The sequence below is a fragment of the Blastococcus sp. SYSU DS0828 genome (assembly GCF_054050975.1).
Genome location: NZ_JBJHAK010000024.1, coordinates 21227 through 41059, shown reverse-complemented (window position 1 = coordinate 41059; position 19833 = coordinate 21227). Strand labels below are relative to the sequence as shown.

The following is a 19833-nucleotide window of genomic DNA, read 5'->3' as shown; positions in this document are numbered from 1 at the left end:
CGGGTCACGGCTCGGGGAGGGGGGTTCCGCCCCGGGCCGTGAGCATCCGCGTCATCGTCGTCGTCTCCACGCCCTGCGCCTGCTCGATCGACCGGGCGAGGTCGCGCACGGCCTCCACATCGGCGTGCTCGGCCGCGTAGCGGGCCATGTCGAAGCCGCCCTGGTGGTGGCGGATCATCAGCTGGAGGAACCGGACGTCGAACTCCGTGCCCGACAGGCTCCGCAGCTCCGCCAGCTCCTCCGTGGACGCCATGCCGGGCATGTCCGCGGCGGTGTCCATGGCGCCCATGTCGTGACCGGCGTGCTCGTCCGCGGGCATCCACGTCATGGGCTCGCCGGACTGGGGCAGCCCCCAGAGCGCCAGCCAGCCCTGCATCCGCCCCGCCTGGTTGGTCTGCGCGGCCGAGATGTCGAAGGCCAGGTGCTCGAGCTCGGGGTCGTCGCTGCGCTCGTCGACCAGGTTGGCCATCTCGACGCCCTGCAGGTGGTGCCGGGACATGTCCCGGGCGAAACCGGCGTCGACCGAGTCGGCGGCCGGCGTGGGCGTGCCCCGCCCGATGCCCAGCGCCACGGCGAGCCCGCCGCCGAGCAGCACCAGCCCGACGGCGATGACGGCGAGCAGGGCGGTGCGCAGGCCGCGGGTGGGCGAGCGGTGGGGCGCGGTCACGGGGTCACCTCCCGGTGGACGGCGGCGGTCACTGGTCGGACGTCGCGCCTGCGTCCGCACTCTCCAGCAGCGGGTCGGCCAGGAAGGTCGGGCTCTCGCAGGTGGCGCCGGGCTCCGGGAAGCTGTCCGGCTTGTAGGTCATGAGGTCGGCGAACTGCTTGATCCGCTCGTCGTCGGCGCTGTCGACCTTCAGCTGGTGGCCCCACGACTGGACGCTGATCGGGGTGTCCTGCCCCTCGTACGGCGAGAGCATCCGGCCGGAGACGCCGTCGACCAGCTCGGCCAGCTTCTCCACGTCCGCATCGGAGACCTCGTCGGGGTTGTAGGTGATCCACACCGCGCCGTGCTCCAGGCTGTGCACCGCGTTCTCGTGCCGGATGTCGACGTCGTAGACGGTGCCCGTGCAGTCGGCCCAGAGGTTGGCGTGCTCGCCGCCGACCGGCGGGGACTCGCTGTACTCGATGGGGCCGTCGTTGTGCAGGCCGCCCTCGTACTCGTAGGTCTGCGCGCCGGCGATCTCGTCGATCGAGTCCACGCGCGAGGCGTCTGCCGCCCGCACCTGGACGACGGCCCAGGTGATGACGGCCGCGGCGAAGACGACCACCGCCACCGCGGCGGCGATCAGCCCCCACGGCCGCTGCTGTGCCACGACCTGCGTCGGCGGCCGGGTGCGGCCACCGGTCGCCCGCCCACCGGACCGGGTGGCCCCACCACCGCTGGCTCGGCTCTTGTCGGGCGTGCGGTCCTTGGCCAAGGCCTCTCCTCGTTACGGGGCGCATCCGCGCCGCTGCGTTCCGGCGCGCGGGTAGGCCCCGCTCACCGCGGGCGAGTCTAGGTCGCGCGCCTGTGCGGAAGCTGGGAGCCGGGCGGCCCGGCGGGCCACCGGAAGCCGGTCAGTACGCTCGCCGGGTGACACCGGAGCAGCTTCAGGACGTCGTTCGTACCGCCGTGGCCGCGGTCGTCGAGCGAGGCGCGCTGCCCGTCGATGTCCCCGCGGAGGTCGTCGTCGAGCGGCCGCGCAACCCCGAGCACGGCGACTACGCCACCAACGTCGCCCTGCGGCTGGCCAAGCCCGCCGGTCGCCCGCCGCGTGAGGTCGCCGACCTGCTGGCCGCCGAGCTGCGCACGCACGCGGGTATCGCCGGCGTCGACATCGCCGGGCCGGGCTTCCTCAACATCACGCTCGCCCAGGGCGCGCTCGGCCTCATCGCCGTCCAGGCCGTGACCGCCGGGGACGCGTACGGGCGCACCGGGGCCCTCGCCGGGCAGCGGCTGAACGTCGAGTTCGTCTCGGGCAACCCGACCGGCCCGCTGCACATCGGGCACACCCGGTGGGCCGCCATCGGGGATGCGCTGTCCCGGCTGGTGGAGGCCGCCGGCGCCGAGGTGACCCGCGAGTACTACATCAACGATGCCGGCGCGCAGATCGACCGGTTCGGCCGCAGCCTGCAGGCCGCGGCCCACGGGCGGGCGGTGCCCGAGGACGGGTATGCCGGCGCCTACATCGACGAGATCGCCCAGCAGATCCGCATGTCCGAACCGGATGTGCTGGACCGCGACGACGCCGCCCAGCTGCACGTCTTCCGCGAGCGCGGCATGGAGTTGATGCTGACCGAGATCCGGCAGTCGCTGCTCGACCTCGGTGTCGAGTTCGACGTCTGGTTCAGCGAGCGGGAGCTGCACCGGTCGGGAGCCCTGGACAAGGCGCTCGCCCGGCTGCGGGAGCAGGGCCACGTCTACGAGGCCGACGGTGCGGTCTGGTTGCGGACGACGGACTTCGGCGACGACAAGGACCGGGTGCTGGTCAAGGCCGACGGCGAGACCACCTACTTCGCCTCCGACTGCGCCTACTACCTGGACAAGCGGGCCCGCGGGTTCGACCGGGTCGTCATCGTGCTGGGGGCCGACCACTCGGGCTACGTCGGCCGCTACAAGGCGCTCGTCGCGGCGACCGGCGACGATCCCGAGGCGAACCTGGAGATCGTCCTGGGCCAGCTGGTGAACCTGGTGCGCGACGGTGCCCCGGTCCGCATGAGCAAGCGGGCAGGGACGATCGTGCTGCTCAGCGACGTCGTCGACGCCATCGGGGTGGACGCGGCGCGCTACGCCCTGGCACGTGCCTCGATCGACCAGCAGATCGACATCGACGTCGACCTGTGGAGCCGGCGCACCAACGACAACCCGGTCTTCTACGTCCAGTACGCGCACGCCCGCATCTCCTCGGTGCTGCGCAACGCCGCCGACCTCGGGATCGCGCTGGGCGAGGCGGCCGATGTCGACGGCGCCGCCCTGGTGCACGAGCGGGAGAACGACCTGCTGCGGGCGATCGGCGAGTTCCCGCGGGTGCTCACCTCCGCCGCCGAGCTGCGCGCGCCGCACCGGGTGGCCCGCTACCTGGAGGAGCTGGCCGGCACCTACCACCGCTTCTACGACGCCTGCCGGGTGCTGCCCCGCGGCGACGAGGAGACCACCCCGCTCACCACCGCCCGGCTGTGGCTGTGCGCGGCGACCGCGGTGGTGCTGCGGAACGGCCTCGGGGTGCTCGGCGTCACCGCGCCGGAGCGCATGTGATGCGGGCCCACCCCGCAGGGCCGCTGCACGGGACCATCACCCCGCCGACGGCCGCCGGCGCGCCGCCGGCCGAGCTCGGGTCGCTCGACCCGCACGTCTGGCCCCGGACGGCGCGGCGGGTCGACGGCGAGCTGCACCTCGGCGGCCGCCCGGTGACCGATCTCGCCCGCGCGCACGGGACGCCGCTGTTCGTCCTGGACGAGGACGACTTCCGGGGGCGCGCCGCGGAGTTCGCCGGGGCGTTCGCCGACGCCGACGTCCACTACGCCTCCAAGGCGTTCCTCTGCGGCCAGGTGGCCCGGTGGATCGCCGATGACGGCCTGCACCTGGACGCCTGCAGCGGCAACGAGCTGGCGCTGGCCCTGGCGGCCGGCTTCCCCGCGGAGCGGATCGCGCTGCACGGCAACAACAAGTCCCTGGTCGAGCTGCAGCTGGCCGTCGACTCCGGCATCGGGCACGTCGTCCTGGACTCCTTCGACGAGATCGACCGGCTGGTGCCGCTCGCCGAGAAGCGGGTCGCCGATGGCGGGACGCCGGTGCCGGTGCTGATCCGCGCGACGGTCGGCATCGAGGCGCACACCCACGAGTTCATCGCCACCGCGCACGAGGACCAGAAGTTCGGCTTCTCCCTGGCCACCGGTGACGCGCTCACCGCGGCGGTGCGGGTCATCCGCGAGCCCGCGCTGCGGCTGACCGGCCTGCACAGCCACATCGGGTCGCAGATCTTCGACACCGCCGGCTTCGAGGCCGCGGCGCACCGGGTCGTCGGGCTGATGGGGCAGGTGCACCAGGCCACCGGTCAGGTGCTTCCCGAGCTCAACCTCGGCGGCGGCTTCGGCATCGCCTACCTGGCCGAGGACGACCCGGTCAGCCCGGTGGACGTCGCGACCCGGCTGCGCGCCGTCGTCGCCGCCGAGTGCGCCCAGCTGGGGCTGCCGGTGCCGCGCCTGGCGGTCGAGCCCGGTCGTGCGATCGCGGGCCCGGGCACGGTCACGCTGTACGAGATCGGCACGATCAAGCCGGTGCGGCTCGGCGCGAGCGGGGCCCCGGGCGCGCCCCAGGTGCGCAACTACGTGTCGGTCGACGGCGGGATGAGCGACAACATCCGCACCGCCCTGTACGACGCGGCCTACACGTGCGTGCTGGCCAACCGCGTCTCCGATGCCCCGCCGGCCCTGTGCCGGGTGGTCGGGAAGCACTGCGAGAGCGGCGACATCCTGGTCCGGGACCTGTGGCTGCCCTCCGACGTCCAGCCGGGTGACCTGCTCGCCGTCGCCGCCACCGGCGCCTACTGCTGGTCGATGGCGAGCAACTACAACTACCTGCTCAAGCCCCCGGTGGTCGCCGTCCGGGACGGCGCCGCCAGGGAGATCGTGCGACGTCAGACACTGTCGGACGTGTTCGCCCTCGACGCGGTCCTCGCCGACCGCCCTGCCCCCTCGCCGGCCATCGACCAGCCGGCGCCCGAGCACCCCGCGGGAGCGACCTCGTGAACGGACCCCTCAAGGTGGCCCTGCTGGGCTGCGGGACGGTCGGCGGCGCGGTGCTGCGGGCGCTGCAGGAGCAGGCCGACGACCTCGGCGCGCGGATCGGCCGCCCGGTGGAGGTGGCCGGCGTCGCCGTGCGCCGCCCGGCGCACCACCCCGACGTCCCGGCGCACCTGCTCACCACCGACGCGCACGGGCTGGTGACCCGCGACGACGTCGACCTCGTCGTCGAGGTGATCGGCGGCATCGAGCCGGCGCGCTCGCTGATGCTGGCGGCGTTCGAGGCGGGCAAGTCGGTGGTCAGCGCGAACAAGGCGCTGCTGGCCGAGGACGGCGTCGCCCTGCACGCCGCGGCCGCGAAGGCCGGGGTGGACCTCTACTACGAGGCCGCGGTGGCCGGGGCGATCCCGATCCTGCGGCCGCTGCGCGAGTCGCTGGTCGGTGACCAGCTGTCCCGCATCGTGGGCATCGTCAACGGGACGACCAACTACATCCTGTCGCGGATGGCCGAGACCGGCGCCGGCTTCGGCGAGGCGCTGGCCGAGGCCACCGAGCTGGGCTACGCCGAGGCCGACCCGACCGCCGACGTGGACGGTTTCGACGCCGCCGCGAAGGCCGCGATCCTCGCCTCGCTGGCGTTCCACACGCCGGTCTCGGCCGCGGACGTCCACCGGGAGGGCATCTCCACGGTGACCGCCAGCGACGTCGCCCGCGCCGCCGAGATCGGCTGCACGGTGAAGCTGCTGGCCATCTGCGAGCGCGTGCCCGCCACCGACGGCGACGGCGACTCGGTGGCCGTCCGGGTGCACCCGGCGATGATCCCGACCGCCCACCCGCTCGCCTCCGTCGGCGGCGCGTTCAACGCCGTCTTCGTCGAGGCCGAGGCGGCCGGGCAGCTGATGTTCTACGGCCAGGGCGCCGGGGGAGAGCCCACCGCCAGCGCCGTCCTGGGGGACCTCGTCGCCGTCGCCCGCAACCGCGTGGCCGGCGCCTCGGGCCAGGGCCCCACCGGCTACGCCGACCTCGCCGTCCGTCCCATGGCCGAGACGCCGACGCGCTACCACGTCAGCCTCGACGTGGCCGACAAGCCGGGTGTGCTCGCCGCCGTCGCGCAGGAGTTCGCGCAGCACGGCGTGAGCATCTCCACGGTCCGGCAGACCGGCCGCGGGGACGCCGCGACGCTGGTCATCGTGACCCACAGCGCCCCGGACGCGGCGCTGTCGGCCACCATCGCCGCGCTGCGGGAGATGCCCGCGGTCCGGGGCGTCACCAGCGTGCTGCGCGTGGAGGGTCTGTCATGACGGTCTCGTCGTCGGTCGTGTCCCCGGGCTGGCCCGGTCTCATCGAGGCCTACCGGTCCCGCCTGCCGGTCTCCGGCACCACCCCGGTGGTCACGCTGCAGGAGGGCGCCACCCCGCTGGTGCCGGCGCGCGAGCTGTCGCGGCGCACCGGCTGCGACGTCTACCTCAAGGTCGAAGGGGCGAACCCCACCGGCTCCTTCAAGGACCGCGGGATGACGATGGCCATCACCAAGGCGCTCGAGGAAGGGGCGCAGGCGGTCATCTGCGCCTCCACCGGCAACACCAGCGCGAGCGCCGCGGCCTACGCCGCCCGCGCCGGCATGACCTGCGCCGTCCTCGTGCCCCAGGGCAAGATCGCGATGGGCAAGCTGGCCCAGGCGCTGGTGCACGGCGCCAAGCTGCTGCAGGTCGACGGCAACTTCGACGACTGCCTGGCGCTGGCCAGCAAGCTGGCGATCGACTACCCGGTCAGCCTGGTCAACAGCGTCAACCAGTACCGGATCGAGGGGCAGAAGACCGCCTCCTTCGAGATCGTCGACGTGCTCGGCGACGCCCCGGACATCCACTGCCTGCCGGTGGGCAACGCCGGCAACATCACCGCCTACTGGCAGGGCTACCGCGAGTACGCCGACGACGGCCCCGCCACGCGCACACCGCGCATGTGGGGCTTCCAGGCCGCCGGCGCGGCCCCGATCGTCACCGGCCAGGTGGTGGAGAACCCGAGCACCATCGCCACCGCCATCCGCATCGGCAACCCCGCCTCGTGGACGAAGGCGCTGGCCGCGCGCGACGAGTCCGGCGGGCGCATCGACGCCGTCACAGACCGGGCGATCCTGTCGGCCTACCGGCTGCTGGCCCGCAGCGAGGCGGTCTTCGTCGAGCCGGCGTCGGCGGCGTCGGTCGCGGGCCTCCTCCAGGTGGCCGACGCCGGGGAGCTCGAGCCCGGCCAGCGGATCGTCTGCACCGTCACCGGGAACGGTCTCAAGGACCCGGAGTGGGCGATCTCCGGCGCGCCGGCGCCGCTGACCGTGCCGGTCGACGCCGCGGCCGCCGCGGCGCAGCTCGGGCTGTGAGCGTCCTCGACCCCGACCGGGTGACGATCCGCGTCCCGGCGACCAGCGCGAACCTCGGGCCGGCGTTCGACTGCGCCGGCCTGGCGCTGACCCGCCACGACCACGTCTCCTTCGCGGTCGAGCCCGGCGGGCTGTCGGTCGAGGTGCAGGGCACCGGTGCGGGCGAGCTGCCCACCGACGAGTCGCACCTGGTGGTGCGCGCCTTCCGCGCCGCCTGCGCCGAGCTGGGCTGGACGCCACCGGGCCTGCGGGTGGTCGCCGAGAACGCGATCCCGCAGGGCCGGGGGATGGGCTCCTCCGCCGCGGCCGTCGTCGCGGGGGTCCTGGGGGCCTGGTCGCTGTGCCCGGACGTCGACACGGTCGACGGGAACGCCGTCCTGCGGCTCACCACCGAGCTGGAGGGTCACCCCGACAACGTCGCCGCCTGCCTGCTCGGCGGGCTGACGTTGTCGTGGACCGGTGAGCGGGGTGTCGGCGCGGACAGCCTGCCCGTGCACGAGGACGTGCTCCCCGTGGTCCTCGTGCCGGACGCGACGCTGTCGACGGAGGTGGCCCGCGGGTTGCTGCCGGACGTCGTGCCGCACGCCGACGCCGCCTTCAACGCGGGCCGGTCCGCGCTGCTGGTGCACGCCCTGACCTCGGGCACCTCGATGCTCGAGGCCACCGAGGACCGCCTGCACCAGCGGCAGCGCACCGCGGCGATGCCGGGCACCCTCGCGCTGATCGACCGCTTGCGCGAGGCCGGGCACCCGGCGGTCGTCTCCGGCGCGGGGCCGTCGGTCCTGGTGCTGGGCCGGCGGACGGTGCGGAGCGACGACCGGGCGGCCGGGGCCGAGGAGATCGAGGAGATCGCCGCGCTGGTTCCCGGGAACTGGTCGGTGCTGCCGCTCGAGGTGGACCCGACGGGGGCGCGCGTCGACCGCCCCGTGCGCCAGGTATCGTCTCGATAACGGGGAACACGCCGAGATCATCCGGTGTTGTCCTGCCCGTGAGCTGCGACTAGGCTCACGGCGTAGCCGCCCACTCGGGTGAGCCTCGCGCGGGGCCGAAGCAGATGTCCGAACCTCTTCGCCGCTGATCCGCCTCGCACCTCTCGACCTGTCTCCTGACGCGCACCCGCCCTCCGGGCCGGTCCGCCGGGGACCGGGCACCCCCTGCGCTGAGACGCGCAGGTCACCCGCAGGGAAGGACCTGTACGTGAGCGAAACCACCGACCTCGGCACGACCGGCGCGCCCGATGCCGCCGCCTCCGCCGAGGGCACTGCCGCTTCTGGGACGGCGGGCCGTCCCCGCCGCCGCGGCAACGGGCTGTCGGGCATGCTCCTGCCCGAGCTGCAGCGCCTGGCCGGCGAGCTGGGCATCCCCGGCACCGGCCGGATGCGCAAGAGCGACCTGGTCGCCGCCATCTCCGCCCGCCAGGTGGGCGCCGGCTCCGAGGGCGGCGCGCCTGCGCCGCAGACGGAGAGCGGCTCCACCGGCGGCACCGACGCCCCGGCCGGCGTCGCCGCGTCGGCGGCCCCCCTCGAGGCCCCGGTCAGCGGCGGCGCCAACGGCGGCCCCCTGACCACGGAGGCGCCGGTCCGCACGCGGCGTGCGGCCAGCCGCCCCGCCGGATCGCCCGGCGCCCCCGCCGAGGGCTCCGCCCCAGCGGTGGGATCGCCCGGCGCCCCCACCGAGGGCTCCGCGCCGGCGGTGTCCGCTCCGGCGGAGGCTCCCACCGAGGCACCGGCGGTCCCCGCAGCGGAGTCGGCACCGGCCGGCCCGCGCGAGGACGAGCAGCGCGACGGCGATCGTCCGCAGCGCACCCGCGGCCGCAACCGCGGCGAGCGGGACGGCAGCCGTGACGGCGGCCGGGAGAACAACGACCGCGCCGAGCGGGGCACCCCCCGCGACGGGGGCGAGCGCGCCGGCAACCGCGACGGCGGCCGGGAGAACAACGACCGCGCCGAGCGCGGCGCCACCCGCGACGGCGGCGACCGCGCGGAGCGGGGCAACCGGGACGGCGGCGCCCGCGACGGCAACCGGGGCCCCGACCGGGACCGCAACGACCGGGGCGGTCGGCCGGACAACCGCACCGATAACCGCACCGACGGCGGCCGCAACGAGCGCCCCGCCGAGGACGACGACGAGGACTTCGAGGGTGGCCGCGGTCGCCGCGGTCGCCGGTACCGCGACCGCAACAAGCGCGGCGGCGGCAACCGGGACCGCTTCGAGGCGGGCGAGCCGACCGTCAGCGAGGACGACGTCCTGCTGCCCGTCGCCGGCATCCTCGACGTCCTGGACAACTACGCGTTCGTCCGGACGTCGGGCTACCTGACCGGGCCGAACGACGTGTACGTCTCGTTGTCGCAGGTGCGCCGCTACGGGCTGCGCCGCGGTGACGCCATCACCGGCGCGGTCCGCCAGCCGCGCGAGGGCGAGCGCAAGGACAAGTACAACGCGTTGGTCCGCCTCGACACGGTCAACGGGCTGGACCCGGAGCAGGCCCGCAACCGGCCGGAGTTCACCAAGCTCACCCCGCTCTACCCGCAGGACCGCCTGCGGCTGGAGACCGAGCCGCACCTGCTGACCACCCGGGTCATCGACCTGGTCATGCCGATCGGCAAGGGGCAGCGCGCGCTGATCGTCAGCCCGCCCAAGGCCGGCAAGACGATGGTGCTCCAGTCGATCGCCAACGCGATCACGACGAACAACCCCGAGTGCCACCTGATGGTCGTCCTGGTCGACGAGCGTCCGGAAGAGGTCACCGACATGCAGCGCTCGGTGAAGGGCGAGGTCATCGCCTCGACCTTCGACCGGCCGCCGGCGGACCACACCACGGTGGCGGAGCTCTCCATCGAGCGGGCCAAGCGCCTGGTCGAGATGGGCCACGACGTCGTCGTCCTGCTGGACTCGATCACCCGCCTGGGCCGCGCATACAACCTGGCGGCCCCCGCCAGCGGGCGCATCCTCTCCGGTGGTGTCGACTCCACGGCGCTCTACCCGCCCAAGCGCTTCCTCGGCGCGGCCCGCAACATCGAGAACGGTGGCTCGCTGACGATCATCGCCTCGGCGCTGGTCGAGACCGGCTCCACGATGGACACGGTCATCTTCGAGGAGTTCAAGGGCACCGGGAACGCCGAGATCAAGCTGGACCGCCGGCTGGCGGACAAGCGGGTCTTCCCGGCGGTCGACGTCAACGCGTCGGGCACCCGCAAGGAGGAGATCCTCATGTCGCCCGACGAGCTGGCCATCGTCATCAAGCTGCGCCGGGTGCTCGCCGCGCTCGAGCCGCAGCAGGCCCTGGAGCTGCTGCTCGACAAGCTGAAGAAGACGCGCAACAACGTCGAGTTCCTCATGCAGATCCAGAAGACGACGCTGGGCCCCGGCGGGGAGTGACCCTCCCGCCCGCCGGCGGGGCTCGAGCATCAGGGATACTGAGCAGCTGAGCCCCGTCGGCGCGGCCGGAAATAGCCGTCCGGTCCCCGGCGTTCACAGCACTGAACGACACAGACTCCGCAGAAGAGGCGCAGCCATGAAGCCCGACATCCACCCGGCCTACAACGTCACCACCGTGACCTGCGGCTGCGGCAACACGTTCACCACCCGCAGCACGAGCCCGACCGGTCAGCTGACCGTCGAGACCTGTTCCGCCTGCCACCCCTTCTACACCGGCAAGCAGCGCATCCTCGACACCGGCGGTCGCGTCGCCCGCTTCGAGAAGCGGTTCGGCAAGCGCGCCGCCGGCGCCTCGACCGACGCCCAGTAGCACCCCCGACGGCGCCCGTCCCACCCTCGCGGTGGGACGGGCGCCGTCGTCATGTCCAGCTCCGTCCGGCTGCTCCACGGTGGTGGAGCACCCCCGTCCCGAGAGGCAGCAGCGATGAGCAGTACCGAGACGTCGGCGCCCGACCGGCTGGCCGGGCTGCTCGCCGAGCACGCGCGCCTCGAGCAGGAGCTGGCCGACCCGGCGGTGCACGCCGACCAGTCCCGCGCCCGCCGGATGGGTCGTCGCTACGCCCAGCTGGCTCCGCTCGTGGAGACCGCTCGCGCGCTCGACGAGGCGCGCGACGACCTCGGCGCGGCCCGGGAACTCGCCACGGAGGACGCATCCTTCGCCGCGGAGGCGACCGCGCTCGAGCGGCGGATCGCCGCGTTGACCGACCGGCTGCGCGAGCAGCTGCTGCCCAAGGACCCCGACGACGACAAGGACGTCATCCTCGAGATCAAGGCGGGGGAGGGCGGCGCGGAGTCGGCGCTGTTCGCCGGCGACCTGATGCGCATGTACCTGCGCTACGCCGAGCGGCGCGGGTGGTCCACCGAGGTGCTCGACGCCGTCGAGGCCGAGCTCGGGGGGTACAAGGACGTCGCGATCGCGGTCAAGTCCCGCACCGACGAGGGCATCTGGTCGCGGCTGAAGTTCGAGGGCGGCGTGCACCGGGTCCAGCGGGTGCCCGTGACCGAGAGCCAGGGGCGCATCCACACCTCCGCGGCCGGGGTGCTCGTGCTGCCCGAGGCGGAGGAGGTCGACGTCAGCGTCGACCCGAACGACCTGCGCATCGACGTCTTCCGCTCCTCGGGCCCGGGCGGGCAGAGCGTCAACACCACCGACTCCGCGGTCCGCATCACCCACCTGCCCAGCGGCATCGTGGTCAGCTCGCAGAACGAGAAGAGCCAGCTGCAGAACCGGGAGTCCGCGCTGCGCGTGCTGCGCGCCCGGCTGCTGGCGGCCGCCCGCGAGGAGGCCGCGGCGACCGCGAGCGACCAGCGGCGCAGCCAGGTGCGCACCGTCGACCGCAGCGAGCGGGTGCGCACCTACAACTTCCCGGAGAACCGCATCTCCGACCACCGGGTCGGCTACAAGTCGCACAACCTCGACCAGGTGCTCGACGGCGACCTCGACGGCGTCATCGACGCGCTGGTCAGCGCCCACACCGCCGAGCTGCTGGCGGCCGGCTCCTGAGCGCCCGCGCGCTGCTCACGGCGGCGTCCCGCCGCCTCGCCGAGGCCGGCGTCGAGTCGCCGCGGGTGGACGCCGAGCTGCTGCTCGCCCACGTCCTCGGGGTGGCACGCACCCGGCTGCTGACCCTGGACGCCGTCGACGACGCGGCCGCCGAACGGTTCGAGGAGCTGCTCGGCCAGCGCGCCGACCGCGTGCCGCTGCAGCACCTGACCGGCCGGGCGCCCTTCCGGTACCTGGAGCTCGCGGTCGGGCCCGGGGTGTTCGTGCCGCGGCCGGAGACCGAGCAGCTGGTGGGCTGGGCCCTCACGCGGCTGGCCGGCGTCGCGGCGCCCGTCGTCGTCGACCTCGGCTCCGGCTCGGGGGCGATCGCCCTCTCCCTCGCCCACGAGCACCCCGGCGCGCGGGTGACGGCGGTGGAACGCGATCCCGGGGCGATCGGCTGGACCCGGCACAACGCCGCTGCCCGCGCCGCGGCGGGGGACACCCCGGTCGACGTCGTCGCCGGGGACATGACCGATCCGGAGCTGCTGCGGGAGCTGGACGGCGCCGTCGACCTCGTGGTCAGCAACCCGCCGTACGTGCCCGACGGCGCGCGGGTGCCCCGGGAGGTCGCCGACCACGACCCCCCGCTGGCCCTCTGGGGCGGCCCCGACGGGCTGGACGTCGTGCGCGGGCTGCTGGTCACCGCGGCCCGGCTGCTGCGGCCCGGCGGCTGGCTGGGCATCGAGCACGCCGATCAGCAGGGGAAGGCACTGCCCGCCGTCGTCCGCGCCCACGGCGGGTTCACCGACGTCCACGACCACCCCGACCTCGCCGGCCGCCCCCGCCTCACCACCGCTCGCCGCTCCGGCTGAGCCCTGCGGAAGACTGCATGTCCGTGGCCGACCTCTACGACTGCTCCGACCCCGAAGCCCGCGCCGCCGGCCTGGACGCCGCCGCGGCGGCCATCAGCCGGGGTGAGCTGGTGCTGCTCCCGACCGACACCGTCTACGGCGTCGCCGCCGACGCCTTCGCGCCCGCAGCGGTGACCCGGCTGCTGGCCGCCAAGAACCGGGGGCGGGCCATGCCGGTCCCGGTGCTCGTCGGCGAGGCCTCCACCCTGGCCGGGCTGGTGCTGCAGACCCCCGCGGTCGCCACGCGCCTGGCGCAGGAGTTCTGGCCCGGTGGGCTCACCCTCGTGCTCGAGCACGCCCCGTCGCTGGCGTGGGACCTCGGTGACGCCGAGGGCACGGTGGCCGTCCGGCTGCCCGACGACGAGCTCACCCGCGACCTGCTCCGCCGCACCGGGCCGCTCGCCGTCTCCAGCGCCAACCGCTCCGGTCGCCCCGCGGCGACCAGCGCGGAGGAGGCCGTGCAGCAGCTCGGCGAGCACGCCGCGGTCGTGCTCGACGGCGGCCCGCGGGACAGCTCGGCGGCGAGCACGATCGTCGACTGCACCGGCCCCGCACCTCGGGTGCTGCGCGTCGGCGCCGTCCCGGTCGAGCGGCTGCGCGAGATCGCGCCCGAGCTCACCGACTAGGAGGACCCCCGTCCTCCCCAGCCTGCGCACGCTCAGGGCGGGCTCCGGGACGGGGCCGCTTCTCGGGTCACCTGTCCGCACGCGTCGGAGGGATACCGTGGAGCACTGACCGCCGCGCGCCCGGAGCCGGGTACCGCGGGCGCCCGCACGGACGTTCTGGAGCGCGACCGAGATGAGCACGCCCTACTGGGGACCGGACTTCGGGGCCCTGGCCGCCGTCGATCCCGACATCGCCGACGTGGTCACCGACGAGCTGGACCGGCTGCGCGGTGGGCTGCAGCTGATCGCCAGCGAGAACTTCACCAGCCCGGCCGTCCTCGCGGCGCTCGGCAGCACGCTGTCGAACAAGTACGCCGAGGGTTACCCGGGGCGCCGCTACTACGGCGGGTGCGAGGTCGTCGACCGCGCCGAGGAGATCGGCATCGCCCGGGCCAAGGAGCTCTTCGGCGCCGAGCACGCCAACCTCCAGCCGCACTCCGGCGCCAACGCCAACCTGGCCGCGTACGGCGCCTTCCTCCAGCCGGGTGACACCCTCCTCGCCATGGCGCTCCCGCACGGCGGGCACCTGACCCACGGCGCGAAGGTCTCCTTCTCCGGCAAGTGGTTCAACGCGGTGCAGTACGGCGTGGACCCGCGGACCGAGCACATCGACTACGACCAGGTGCGCGACCTGGCCCGGGAGCACCGGCCCAAGATGATCATCTGCGGCGGCTCGGCCATCCCGCGGCTGATCGACTTCCCGCTCTTCCGGGAGATCGCCGACGAGGTCGGGGCGATCCTGATGGTCGACGCCGCGCACTTCATCGGCCTGGTCGCCGGCAAGGCGATCCCGAGCCCGGTGCCCTACGCCGACGTGGTCACCTTCACCACCCACAAGGTGCTGCGCGGGCCGCGCGGCGGCGCGATCGTGTGCAAGGCGGAGCACGCCAAGGCCATCGACAAGGCGGCCTTCCCGATGATGCAGGGGGGCCCGCTCATGCACGCCGTCGCCGCCAAGGCGGTGAACTTCAAGGAGTGCCTCCAGCCGGAGTACCAGGCCTACGCCCGCCAGGTGATCGCGAACGCGCAGGCGCTCACCGAGGGCCTGGCCGCCGAGGGGCTGCGGCCGGTGGCCGGCGGCACCGACACCCACCTGGCGCTGCTGGACCTGCAGGAGACCGGGGTGACCGGTGCCGACGCCGAGGCCCGGTGCGGCGCCGCCGGCATCGTGCTGAACAAGAACGCGATCCCGTTCGACCCGCAGCCGGCCTCGGTCGCCTCGGGCATCCGGGTCGGCAGCCCCGCGGTCACCACCCAGGGCATGACCGAGGCCGACATGAAGTCGATCGCCTCGCTGATCGGTGCCGCGATCCGGGACGCCGACGGCAGCCGCACCGCCGAGGTGGCCGCGGGTGTCCGCGAGCTGGTCGGTGCCCACCCCGCCTACCCTCACCCGACCCGGCCGACTGCCTCCCCCGAGCCGACGCGGACCGTCTGACCCGTGCGCGAGTACGTCGTCGTCCTGCTCACCGCGGCGCTGGTCACCTTCCTGGCCACGCCCGTGGTGCGGATGATGGCGATCCGGCTGCGGATGATGGCGGCCCCGCGTGAGCGCGACGTGCACGTCATCCCGACCCCGCGGGGCGGCGGCGTCGCCATGTACCTGGGCGTGGTGGCCGCCGTCCTGGTCGCCTCGCGGCTGCCGGCGCTGCAGCGGACCTTCGACGACACCCAGGTCTACGCGGTGCTCGTCGCGGGCGGGCTCATCTGCGCGCTCGGGGTGCTCGACGACAAGTGGGGCCTGGACGCGCTGACGAAACTCACCGGTCAGATCGCCGCCGCGGGCGTGATGGTCCTCATCGGCGTGCAGCTGGCGTTCCTCTTCCTGCCGTTCGCTGACATCGGCACCGTCTCGCTCGGCCCGGACGTCGGTGTGCCGCTGACCATCCTGCTGACCGTGTTCGCGGTGAACGCGCTGAACTTCATCGACGGGCTCGACGGCCTCGCCGCGGGGGTCTCGGCGATCGCCGCGCTCGCGTTCTTCGCCTACAGCTACAACCTGGGGCTGACCGGCTACGGTGACGTCGCGAGCGCCCCGGCACTGATCACCGCGGTGCTGGCCGGGACCTGCCTGGGCTTCCTTCCGCACAACTTCAGCCCGGCGCGGATCTTCATGGGCGACTCGGGCTCGATGCTCGTCGGGCTCATGCTGTCGGCCGCGGTGGTCACCGCCACCGGGCGGGTGGACGCGCAGACCTTCGGCTCCGCCGCCAGCCTGCTGCCCCTGACGCTGCCGCTGCTCGTGCCGATCGCCATCCTCTTCATCCCCTTCACCGACCTGGTGCTGGCCGTCGTCCGGCGCACCCGCGCGGGACGCTCACCGTTCTCTCCGGACAAGATGCACCTGCACCACCGGCTGCTGTCGATCGGGCACTCGCACAAGCGCGCGGTGCTCGTCATGTACTTCTGGGCGGCCCTGCTCTCCTTCGGCGCGGTCGGGCTCTCGATCACCGGTGGGCAGGTCGAGCTGCTCGTGGCGATCGCCGTCCTGCTCGTCGTCGGCGTGGTCGTCGTGCTCAGCCCGCGGGCGCGCCGGGCGGCCCGGGAGGCCCGCGCCGCCGAGATGGAGGCGCAGCGCCGGCGCAGCCGGGCCGACCATCCGACCGCACGTGCCGCCGTCCCCCGGGCGGCGCCGCACCGCCGGGCCGCCGGGGTCGCACCACCCGCCGCTGGGACCAGTTCCCCTGATCCCCGGGAGACCGTCGGATGAGCACCTCGCGCACCACCCCGCCGGCCACCGGCGGCACCTGGGACGTCTCCTTCCTCCGCGTCGGGGCACTCGTCACCGCCGCCGTCGCGGTCGTCGCGGCAGCGCTGGCGTGGCTGCTGGGGGAGGGCAGCGACGCGGTGGCGGTGCTGGTCGGCGCGGTCATCGTCACGGCGTTCTTCGCCGTCTCCGGCCTGGCGGTGGCCTGGGCCGGCCGGATCGGTGACACGCTCACGCTCCCGGTGGCGTTGCTCGCATTCATGGTGAAGGCGATGGTGCTCTTCGGCGTGCTGCGCGCCCTGCCCGAGGAGGGCTGGCTCGACCAGCGGACGCTCGCGTGGTCGGTCGTGGTCGGCGCGCTCCTCTGGAGCGGGATCCAGCTGCGCTGGGTGTGGACGCGGCAGGTGTTCTACGTGCCCCCGCCGGCACCACCCGGACGGGGGACCGTCGAGCACCCGCCGAGCGGCGACGGGGGCGGCTGATAGTGTCCGAGCCGATGGCCGACAAAACCTCCGGAGACGGAGGCGCTCGTCCACGCCCTGCGAGCCCGGCTCGTCAGCCCTCCGGGGCGGACGCTGGCTGGGCGGTCACCGGGACGATCCTCTCCGGGATGGCCGTGTGGGGCGGGGTCGGGTGGGTGCTCGACCGGTGGCTGGAGACGCGGTTCTTCCTGCCGGTGGGCATCCTTCTCGGAGTCGCGGTTGCCATCTACGTGGTCGCCGTGAAGTTCGGGGCCTTCGACCCGCTCCCCGGGTCGGAGGAGGCCAGCAGCACCCAGGGCGGGCGACGAAGCCCGCCCGGCAGGACGCAGAAGGGACGAAGGTGACCTCCAGCGCTTCCGCGCTCAGCGGCGTGCTCGCTGTGGAGAGCGATCCCGGCGGCGGTTTCACGCCCCCGGGGATCGGCGAGTTCTTCCCCGAGACCCTCTTCGGCTTCTCGTTGCTCGGCATCCAGTTCGACTTCGACCGGATCATCCTGGCGATGTGGCTGGCCACCGCCGCGATGCTGGTCTTCCTGGTGCTGTCGGCGCGCAAGGCGGCGATCGTCCCCGGCCGGCTGCAGTTCATCGGCGAGTCGGGCTACTCGCTGGTGCGCGACGGCATCGCCCGCGACGTGGTGGGCCCCAAGGGGCTGCCGTTCGCACCCTTCCTGGCGTCGCTGTTCTTCTTCATCCTGGCCAACAACCTGCTGGCGATCATCCCCGGCATCCAGATCTCGCCGATGGCGCGGTTCGCCTTCCCGCTGGTCCTGGCACTGATCTGCTGGGTCGTCTACATCGGGGTCGGCATCAAGAACCAGGGCCTGTGGCCCTACTTCCGCGACATCATGTTCCTGCCGGGTGTGCCGAAGCCGGCCTACATCCTGGTGACGCCGCTGGAGATCCTGCAGAACTTCGTCGTGCGGCCGTTCACCCTGGCGATCCGGCTCTTCGCCAACCTCTTCGCCGGCCACATGCTGCTGGTCACCTTCGCGCTGGGCGCCACCTACCTGTTCACGGTGGGCAACTTCTCGGCCGTCTTCGGCCCGCTGTCGGCGCTCATGGCGATCGTGATGACGTTCTTCGAGCTGCTGATCATCTTTCTGCAGGCCTACGTCTTCACCATGCTGATGGGCACCTACCTCAACGGTTCCGTCGAGGCCGCGCACTGATCTGATCAGGTGGCCGCGCCGCGGTCGCCCCACGCACTGCACCACCCGCACGATCCCGCCAGCCGCCCGGTAGCTACCGGGCGACCGACACAGGAGGAACACCCCGCAATGGACGTTACGGCAGAACTGGTCGGCAGCATCGGCTCGGTCGGCTACGGCATCGCCACGATCGGCCCCGGCATCGGTGTCGGTCTGGTCTGGGCCGCCTACATCCAGGCCACCGCCCGCCAGCCCGAGTCGGCCGGCCTGACCCGTACCTACGCCTTCCTCGGCTTCGCCCTCGCCGAGGCGCTGGCCCTCATCGGCTTCGTCGCCCCCCTCGTCTACGGCACGGGCAGCTGATCCCTACCCGTCGCACGGGTACGGATCACCGATTCCAGACAGGGACGTGCAGAGCATGAGCATCCTGGCCGCCGAACAGCCGAGCGTGCTTCTCCCACCACTCGGCGAGATCATCATCGGGCTGATCGCCTTCTTGATCCTGCTGTTCGTGATCGCCAAGTTCGTCGCGCCCCGCTTCGAGCAGGCCTTCCAGGCCCGCCGCGAGGCGATCGAGGGCGGCATCGAGCGCGCCGAGGCCATGCAGGCCGAGGCGAAGGCGGCGCTCGAGCAGTACCGGGCGCAGCTCGCCGAGGCGCGCACCGAGGCCGCGCAGATCCGGGACCAGGCCCGCGCCGAGGGCCAGCAGATCCTCGAGGAGCTGCGGGCGCAGGCGCAGGAGGAGTCGGCGCGGATCGTGGCGCGGGGCGAGGAGCAGATCGCCGCTTCCCGCCAGCAGGTCGTGCACGAGCTGCGCGGCCAGATCGGTGCTCTCGCCGTCGAGCTCGCCGGGCGGGTCGTCGGGGAGTCCCTCGCCGACGAGGCGCGCCGGCAGGGCACCGTCGACCGCTTCCTCGACCAGCTCGACGGCATGGTCGGGACCGGTCGGCGTGGCGGCGCGACCGCCGAGAGCGCGCGCTGATGGAGGCCTCGAGCCGCGCCGCGCTCCTCGTGGCCCGGGAGCGACTGGCCGAGCTGACCCGGGACCCCTCGGGGCTCCTCGGCCGTGCGCGCGACCGGATCACCGGTCAGGCGCGGGCCACCTCCGCCGAGGACCTGCTCACGCTGGCCGGTGAGCTGTTCTCGGTCGCGCGACTGCTCCAGGCGCAGCCGTCGCTGCGGCGGGCGCTGTCCGACCCCGCGGGCAAGCCGGAGGAGCGGGCCGCCCTGGTGCAGCGGCTGTTCGCCGACCGCCTCTCCCCGGTCGCGCTCGACCTGCTCGGGGTCAGCGTGCGGCAGCGCTGGTCGCGTCCCCTGGACCTGGTCGAGGCCGCCGAGAACCTGGCGACCGAGGCAGCGCTGGACGCCGCCGACGTCCGGGGTGAGCTGGACGACGTGGAGGACGAGCTCTTCCGCTTCGGCCGGATCGTCTCGGGCGACCGTGAACTCTCGCGCATCCTCAGCGACCGGAGCGCCTCCCCGCAGGGCAAGGGGGAGCTGCTCGAGCGGTTGCTGTCCGGCCGGGTCAGCCCGGTCACCGAGCTGCTGCTCCGCAACGTCCTGACCGGCTCGCACGTCGGTCAGGCCGCGGTGGCCGTCGAGCGGCTCTCCGAGGCCGCCAGCCGCCGTCGTGGTCAGTCGGTCGCCCGGGTGACGACGGCGGTGCCGCTCACCGCCGCCCAGGAACAGCGGCTGACCGAGGTGCTCGGCCGCCTGTACGGGCGGACCATCGGGCTGCAGGTGACCGTCGACCCGACGGTGCTCGGCGGCCTCCTCGTCCAGGTGGGCGACGAGGTCATCGACGGCAGCATCGCGCATCGGCTGGAAGCCGCCCGACGGCAGCTCGCCGGCTGACCGCCCACCACCACTGATCACGACCCCGCAGGGAAGAGGACTCC

Annotated in this window: 20 protein-coding genes; 18 read left to right on the top strand and 2 right to left on the bottom strand. The window is 73.7% G+C overall.

Annotation, left to right across the window (positions count from 1 at the left end; all coding sequences use genetic code 11):
- Nucleotides 1-4: 4 nt before the first annotated feature.
- A complete protein-coding gene (locus tag ACI79Q_RS16950; protein WP_456599553.1) occupies nt 5-667 on the bottom strand; it encodes a DUF305 domain-containing protein in 663 nt (220 codons plus the stop codon).
- 28 nt (nt 668-695) lie between these two features.
- Complete coding sequence (locus ACI79Q_RS16945) at nt 696-1421, bottom strand: DUF3105 domain-containing protein (protein WP_456615068.1); 726 nt, start codon at nt 1419-1421, stop codon at nt 696-698.
- Between the two features lie 155 nt (nt 1422-1576).
- On the opposite strand from ACI79Q_RS16945, the gene argS reads away from it, so the two are divergent.
- The 18 genes from argS to ACI79Q_RS16855 all read left to right on the top strand — a co-directional run bounded on the left by argS (nt 1577) and on the right by ACI79Q_RS16855 (nt 19789).
- Nucleotides 1577-3238 (top strand): arginine--tRNA ligase, encoded by a 1662-nt coding sequence (argS, locus tag ACI79Q_RS16940; protein WP_456589229.1) that lies wholly within the window; start codon nt 1577-1579, stop codon nt 3236-3238.
- Nucleotides 3238-4731 carry a diaminopimelate decarboxylase gene (gene lysA, locus ACI79Q_RS16935; RefSeq protein ID WP_456589228.1) on the top strand — a complete coding sequence of 498 codons (1494 nt, stop codon included), beginning with the start codon at nt 3238-3240 and terminating at the stop codon, nt 4729-4731. The genes argS and lysA overlap by 1 nt, the downstream gene beginning before the upstream one ends.
- Nucleotides 4728-6026 carry a homoserine dehydrogenase gene (locus ACI79Q_RS16930; RefSeq protein WP_456599556.1) on the top strand — a complete coding sequence of 433 codons (1299 nt, stop codon included), beginning with the start codon at nt 4728-4730 and terminating at the stop codon, nt 6024-6026. Before lysA ends, ACI79Q_RS16930 begins: the two co-directional genes overlap by 4 nt.
- On the top strand, nt 6023-7099 hold the full coding sequence (gene thrC / locus ACI79Q_RS16925; RefSeq protein WP_456589226.1) for a threonine synthase: 1077 nt from the start codon (nt 6023-6025) through the stop codon (nt 7097-7099). The genes ACI79Q_RS16930 and thrC overlap by 4 nt, the downstream gene beginning before the upstream one ends.
- On the top strand, nt 7096-8049 hold the full coding sequence (gene thrB / locus ACI79Q_RS16920; RefSeq protein WP_456615067.1) for a homoserine kinase: 954 nt from the start codon (nt 7096-7098) through the stop codon (nt 8047-8049). Before thrC ends, thrB begins: the two co-directional genes overlap by 4 nt.
- Before the next feature lie 247 nt (nt 8050-8296).
- On the top strand, nt 8297-10477 hold the full coding sequence (gene rho / locus ACI79Q_RS16915; RefSeq protein WP_456589224.1) for a transcription termination factor Rho: 2181 nt from the start codon (nt 8297-8299) through the stop codon (nt 10475-10477).
- Nucleotides 10478-10613: 136 nt separating this feature from the next.
- Nucleotides 10614-10847 carry a 50S ribosomal protein L31 gene (gene rpmE / locus ACI79Q_RS16910; RefSeq protein ID WP_456589223.1) on the top strand — a complete coding sequence of 78 codons (234 nt, stop codon included), beginning with the start codon at nt 10614-10616 and terminating at the stop codon, nt 10845-10847.
- 114 nt (nt 10848-10961) lie between these two features.
- Complete coding sequence (gene prfA / locus ACI79Q_RS16905; protein ID WP_456589222.1) at nt 10962-12041, top strand: peptide chain release factor 1; 1080 nt, start codon at nt 10962-10964, stop codon at nt 12039-12041.
- Nucleotides 12038-12895, top strand: a complete 858-nt coding sequence (gene prmC / locus ACI79Q_RS16900) for a peptide chain release factor N(5)-glutamine methyltransferase (protein WP_456615072.1) — start codon at nt 12038-12040, stop codon at nt 12893-12895. The genes prfA and prmC overlap by 4 nt, the downstream gene beginning before the upstream one ends.
- A gap of 17 nt (nt 12896-12912) precedes the next feature.
- Nucleotides 12913-13560 (top strand): L-threonylcarbamoyladenylate synthase, encoded by a 648-nt coding sequence (locus ACI79Q_RS16895; protein WP_456599557.1) that lies wholly within the window; start codon nt 12913-12915, stop codon nt 13558-13560.
- Nucleotides 13561-13732: 172 nt separating this feature from the next.
- Nucleotides 13733-15037, top strand: a complete 1305-nt coding sequence (locus ACI79Q_RS16890; protein ID WP_456589220.1) for a serine hydroxymethyltransferase — start codon at nt 13733-13735, stop codon at nt 15035-15037.
- Nucleotides 15038-15040: 3 nt separating this feature from the next.
- Entirely contained in the window at nt 15041-16309 is a 1269-nt protein-coding gene (locus tag ACI79Q_RS16885) for a glycosyltransferase family 4 protein (RefSeq protein ID WP_456589219.1), read from the top strand.
- Complete coding sequence (locus ACI79Q_RS16880) at nt 16306-16788, top strand: hypothetical protein (protein WP_456615066.1); 483 nt, start codon at nt 16306-16308, stop codon at nt 16786-16788. Before ACI79Q_RS16885 ends, ACI79Q_RS16880 begins: the two co-directional genes overlap by 4 nt.
- A gap of 128 nt (nt 16789-16916) precedes the next feature.
- Nucleotides 16917-17132: an AtpZ/AtpI family protein gene (locus tag ACI79Q_RS16875; protein WP_456589217.1), complete on the top strand. Its 216-nt coding sequence runs from the start codon at nt 16917-16919 to the stop codon at nt 17130-17132.
- Nucleotides 17129-17956 carry a F0F1 ATP synthase subunit A gene (gene atpB / locus ACI79Q_RS16870; RefSeq protein WP_456589216.1) on the top strand — a complete coding sequence of 276 codons (828 nt, stop codon included), beginning with the start codon at nt 17129-17131 and terminating at the stop codon, nt 17954-17956. Before ACI79Q_RS16875 ends, atpB begins: the two co-directional genes overlap by 4 nt.
- A 108-nt stretch (nt 17957-18064) precedes the next feature.
- A complete protein-coding gene (gene atpE, locus ACI79Q_RS16865; protein ID WP_346619795.1) occupies nt 18065-18298 on the top strand; it encodes an ATP synthase F0 subunit C in 234 nt (77 codons plus the stop codon).
- Between the two features lie 55 nt (nt 18299-18353).
- Nucleotides 18354-18917 carry a F0F1 ATP synthase subunit B gene (locus ACI79Q_RS16860; RefSeq protein WP_456589215.1) on the top strand — a complete coding sequence of 188 codons (564 nt, stop codon included), beginning with the start codon at nt 18354-18356 and terminating at the stop codon, nt 18915-18917.
- Nucleotides 18917-19789, top strand: a complete 873-nt coding sequence (locus ACI79Q_RS16855; protein ID WP_456613485.1) for a F0F1 ATP synthase subunit delta — start codon at nt 18917-18919, stop codon at nt 19787-19789. Before ACI79Q_RS16860 ends, ACI79Q_RS16855 begins: the two co-directional genes overlap by 1 nt.
- Nucleotides 19790-19833 lie beyond the last annotated feature (44 nt).